This window comes from Clostridioides sp. GD02367, assembly GCF_045900275.1.
Classification (GTDB): Bacteria; Bacillota; Clostridia; order Peptostreptococcales; family Peptostreptococcaceae; genus Clostridioides; species Clostridioides difficile_A.
In genome coordinates, this window is sequence record NZ_JBJODK010000051.1 from 1 (window position 1) to 304 (window position 304).

3 tRNA genes are annotated in these 304 nt (G+C 50.3%); all 3 read left to right on the forward strand.

The annotated features are described in order from the left end of the window. Positions 1-30 precede the first annotated feature (30 nt). The 3 genes from Q3223_RS19650 (at position 31) to Q3223_RS19660 (ending at position 296) form a co-directional block, all read left to right on the forward strand. Positions 31-105 (forward strand) — tRNA-Thr (locus Q3223_RS19650). A gap of 14 nt (positions 106-119) precedes the next feature. Continuing rightward, a tRNA-Tyr gene (locus Q3223_RS19655) sits at positions 120-204 on the forward strand. Positions 205-212: 8 nt separating this feature from the next. Further along, positions 213-296, forward strand: a tRNA-Leu gene (locus Q3223_RS19660). The last annotated feature ends 8 nt before the right edge of the window (positions 297-304 follow it).

A 304-nucleotide genomic window follows, 5' to 3' on the forward strand; every position in this document is an offset into this window, starting at 1 on the left:
ACCCCTTCCAGGTCGCCAAAACAAAAAAATGCTGGTGTGGCTCAACGGTAGAGCAGCTGACTTGTAATCAGCAGGTTGTAGGTTCGATTCCTATCACCAGCTCCATGTAAAATTAATACGGAGGATTTCCCGAGCGGCCAAAGGGGGCAGACTGTAAATCTGTTGTCATCGACTTCGGTGGTTCGAATCCACCATCCTCCACCAAAAAATGCGCGGATGTGGCGGAATTGGCAGACGCACTAGACTTAGGATCTAGCGCCATTGGCGTGGGGGTTCGACTCCCTTCATCCGCACCATTTTTATT